We start from the raw sequence: 3,189 nt of genomic DNA on the forward strand, positions 1-3,189 counted from the left end.
CCCGCCGGCTGGATGCGGCGGGTTTCACCCAACTGCAGGAGACCGATGCCTGGGAAGGGGGACCCGGCAAGCACTATGTGATCCGCGACGGCGCCATCATCGCCTGGAACGCGCCTGAAAACGCGACGCCCACCACGGGATTCCACATCCTCGGCGCCCACACGGATTCGCCGTCGTTCAAACTCAAGCCCAAGCCGACCACCGGCCGTTTCGGCTGGCTGCAGGCCGGCGTCGAAGTCTACGGCGGACCGCTGCTCAATTCCTGGCTGGACCGGGAACTCGCGCTCGCCGGACGCCTGGTGACGGTCGACGGCGTCGAGAAGCTCGTTGCCACAGGCCCGTTGCTGCGTTTTCCACAGCTGGCCATCCACCTCGACCGGAACGTCAATGAGGGGCTCAAGCTGGATAAGCAGCAGCACATGAATCCGGTCTGGGGAACAGGGGTCCCGTCCGCCGAAGACCTGCTGAGTGTGCTGGCGGAGCAGGCTGGACTTCGCGCGGAGGACATTGGCGGGTACGACGTCGTTATCGCCGATACGCAGCAGCCGGCGGTTTTCGGGGGCAAGAGTGAGTTCTTTGCCTCCGGCCGCCTGGACAACCTGTCCTCGGTGCACGCGGGACTGACTGCCCTGATTGCGACGGCGGAAGCGGGCGTCGCGGACGGGCCGGTCTCCGTTGTGGCCGCATTCGACCATGAGGAGATCGGCAGTGAATCCCGCTCCGGCGCCTCCGGCCCTATCCTGCAGGACATCCTGACCCGTATCTCGGATGGCCTTGGTGCCTCGGCCGAAGACCGTTCGCGTGCGTTCGCGGCCTCGTTCTGCGTCTCCGCCGACGCAGGCCACGCCATCCACCCGAACTATCCGGAGCGGCACGATCCGGCGAACCATCCCGTCCTTGGCGGCGGTCCGCTTCTGAAGATCAACGCCAACCAGCGCTACGCCACCGATGCCACCGGCGCTGCCCTGTGGGCGCGACTCTGCCGCGACGCCAGCGTTCCCTACCAGGAGTTCGTTTCCAACAATGTGATGCCCTGCGGTTCGACCATCGGGCCGTTGACCTCGACCCGCCTTGGGATCCGTACCGTCGACGTTGGAACGCCCCTGCTGTCCATGCATTCCGCCCGGGAAATGTGCGGCGTCGAGGACCCATATCGTCTGGCGGCTGTCGCGGAACGGTTCTTCGCCGGCTGATTGGTGGCGCGGGGTCCTCTTCTGTAAGATAGGGAAGTCTGTATTGGCACATCAGTGTGCCTGCGGATACTCGGAACCTCAGTGTTCCGAGGCGCAAAAGAACCTCCTGTTACGGAAATACCGTAGCCGCTTAGCCCAAAGGAGGTGGGTTCACATATGCGTCCTTACGAATTGATGGTAATCATCGACCCCGAGGTCGAAGAACGTACCGTTCAGCCGTCCCTCGACAAGTTCCTCAATGTCATCCGCAACGATGGTGGCACCGTCGACAACGTCGATATTTGGGGCCGTCGTCGTCTGGCTTACGACATCCAGAAGAAGTCTGAAGGCATCTACGCAGTGGTTAACTTCACCGCGAACCCGGATGCCGCGAAAGAGCTTGACCGCCAGCTGTCTCTGAATGAGACCATCATGCGCACCAAGATTATTCGCCCCGAAGAGCAGAAGGTTTCCTCCGAGTAATCCACAACGTGGAGTCACCGGGTGTTGCACATTGGCGCCGGGTGATTGACTTGGAAGCAAATCAGCTGTTCACACGAACGTGCTGGCCGCAGTGAGCGGCCGGCGACACCTCAGGAGGCATTAGATGGCAGGCGAGACCGTAATCACCGTCGTTGGAAATTTGACCAACGATCCGGAACTGCGTTTCACCCCGTCCGGCTCGGCCGTGGCTAACTTCACCGTTGCCTCGACTCCGCGTACCTTTGACCGCCAGTCCAATGAGTGGAAGGACGGCGAAACGCTGTTCCTGCGCGCATCGGTATGGCGCGAGGCTGCGGAGAACGTCGCGGAATCCCTCACCAAGGGGATGCGCGTTGTCGCCAACGGCCGTCTGAAGTCACGTTCATTCGAAACCAAAGAAGGCGAAAAGCGAACCGTCTTTGAGCTTGAGGTCGATGAGATCGGCCCCTCGCTGAAATACGCAACCGCCAAGGTTAACCGTACCCAGCGCAACAGCGGTGGTGGCGGCAACTTCGGCGGCGGCGGAGGCGGCAATTCCGGAGGAAACTCCGGTGGCTTCGGAAACCAGGGCGGCCAGTCCGCACCGCAGGAAGACCCCTGGGCAGCGCCCGGTACATCGTCCGGCGGTTGGGGCAACGGCCCTGACAACAACGAGCCACCCTTCTAAACCGTAAAACCACCATCCCGCAGAACCGTTCTGCGGGCTCCATCAACTAAAGGAGCTCCACGATGGCTAAGGCTGAACTACGTAAGCCCAAACCAAAGTCCAATCCCTTGAAGGCCGCTGACATCACCGTCATCGACTACAAGGACGTAGCATTGCTGCGCAAGTTCATCTCCGACCGCGGAAAGATCCGTGCACGTCGCGTCACCGGCGTGACCGTGCAGGAGCAGCGCAAGATCGCACAGGCAATCAAGAATGCCCGCGAAGTTGCGCTTCTGCCCTACTCCGGCGCAGGCCGCGGCTAAGGGAAAGGGAACTACACATGGCAAAGCTCATTTTGACCCACGAAGTAACCGGTCTCGGTGCTGCTGGCGACGTCGTCGAGGTGAAGAGCGGTTACGCCCGTAACTACCTTCTGCCCCGCGGATTCGCCCTGACTTGGACCAAAGGTGGCGAGCGGCAGGTTGAATCCATCAAGGCGGCACGCGTTTCCCGCGAGCACGCTTCGTTGGAGGATGCGCAGAAGCAGGCAGCTGCTCTCTCCGCAAAGCCCGTTAAGCTCACCGTCAAGGCAGGCGAGTCCGGACGTCTGTTCGGCACCGTCAAGGCCGAGGATGTTGCAAAGGCTGTTGAGGCCGCTGGCCTCGGCAGCATCGACAGGCGCAAGGTCGAACTGCCAGCGCACATCAAGTCGGTTGGCTCTTACCAAGCCAACGTCCGTCTGCACGAGGACGTTTCCGCTGTGATCGACCTGGATGTCGTCGCAGCCCGCTAACTGTACTGGAAAGAGGGACCTTCACCGTCGGGTGGGGTCCCTCTTTTTGCGCTTAAGTGCCCTTTGCGCGCTTAGGTGCCGGAGTCCGGGTTGCC

At 61.7% G+C, this 3,189-nt stretch carries 5 protein-coding genes; all 5 read left to right on the forward strand.

All coding sequences use genetic code 11. The features are described from left to right. Positions 1–1,193, forward strand: a 1,193-nt coding sequence (locus Y707_RS25845) for a M18 family aminopeptidase (RefSeq protein WP_035781719.1), incomplete at its 5' end; no start/stop codon positions are given. A gap of 156 nt (positions 1,194–1,349) precedes the next feature. Beyond that, positions 1,350–1,655 carry a 30S ribosomal protein S6 gene (gene rpsF, locus Y707_RS0113165; RefSeq protein WP_026535445.1) on the forward strand — a complete coding sequence of 102 codons (306 nt, stop codon included), beginning with the start codon at positions 1,350–1,352 and terminating at the stop codon, positions 1,653–1,655. Positions 1,656–1,779: 124 nt separating this feature from the next. Then, entirely contained in the window at positions 1,780–2,322 is a 543-nt protein-coding gene (locus Y707_RS0113170; RefSeq protein WP_026535446.1) for a single-stranded DNA-binding protein, read from the forward strand. A gap of 62 nt (positions 2,323–2,384) precedes the next feature. Further along, positions 2,385–2,624 carry a 30S ribosomal protein S18 gene (gene rpsR, locus Y707_RS0113175; RefSeq protein ID WP_003800144.1) on the forward strand — a complete coding sequence of 80 codons (240 nt, stop codon included), beginning with the start codon at positions 2,385–2,387 and terminating at the stop codon, positions 2,622–2,624. Positions 2,625–2,641: 17 nt separating this feature from the next. Next, positions 2,642–3,094: a 50S ribosomal protein L9 gene (gene rplI / locus Y707_RS0113180; RefSeq protein ID WP_026535447.1), complete on the forward strand. Its 453-nt coding sequence runs from the start codon at positions 2,642–2,644 to the stop codon at positions 3,092–3,094. Positions 3,095–3,189 lie beyond the last annotated feature (95 nt).

The sequence above is a fragment of the Arthrobacter sp. H14 genome (assembly GCF_000520495.1).
Taxonomy (GTDB): Bacteria; Actinomycetota; Actinomycetes; order Actinomycetales; family Micrococcaceae; genus Arthrobacter_C.

Coding starts and splice junctions, on each gene's coding strand:
- rpsF (WP_026535445.1), top strand. CDS start 1,350: ATGCGTCCTTACGAATTGATGGTAATCATCGACCCCGAGGTCGAAGAA.
- Y707_RS0113170 (WP_026535446.1), top strand. CDS start 1,780: ATGGCAGGCGAGACCGTAATCACCGTCGTTGGAAATTTGACCAACGAT.
- rpsR (WP_003800144.1), top strand. CDS start 2,385: ATGGCTAAGGCTGAACTACGTAAGCCCAAACCAAAGTCCAATCCCTTG.
- rplI (WP_026535447.1), top strand. CDS start 2,642: ATGGCAAAGCTCATTTTGACCCACGAAGTAACCGGTCTCGGTGCTGCT.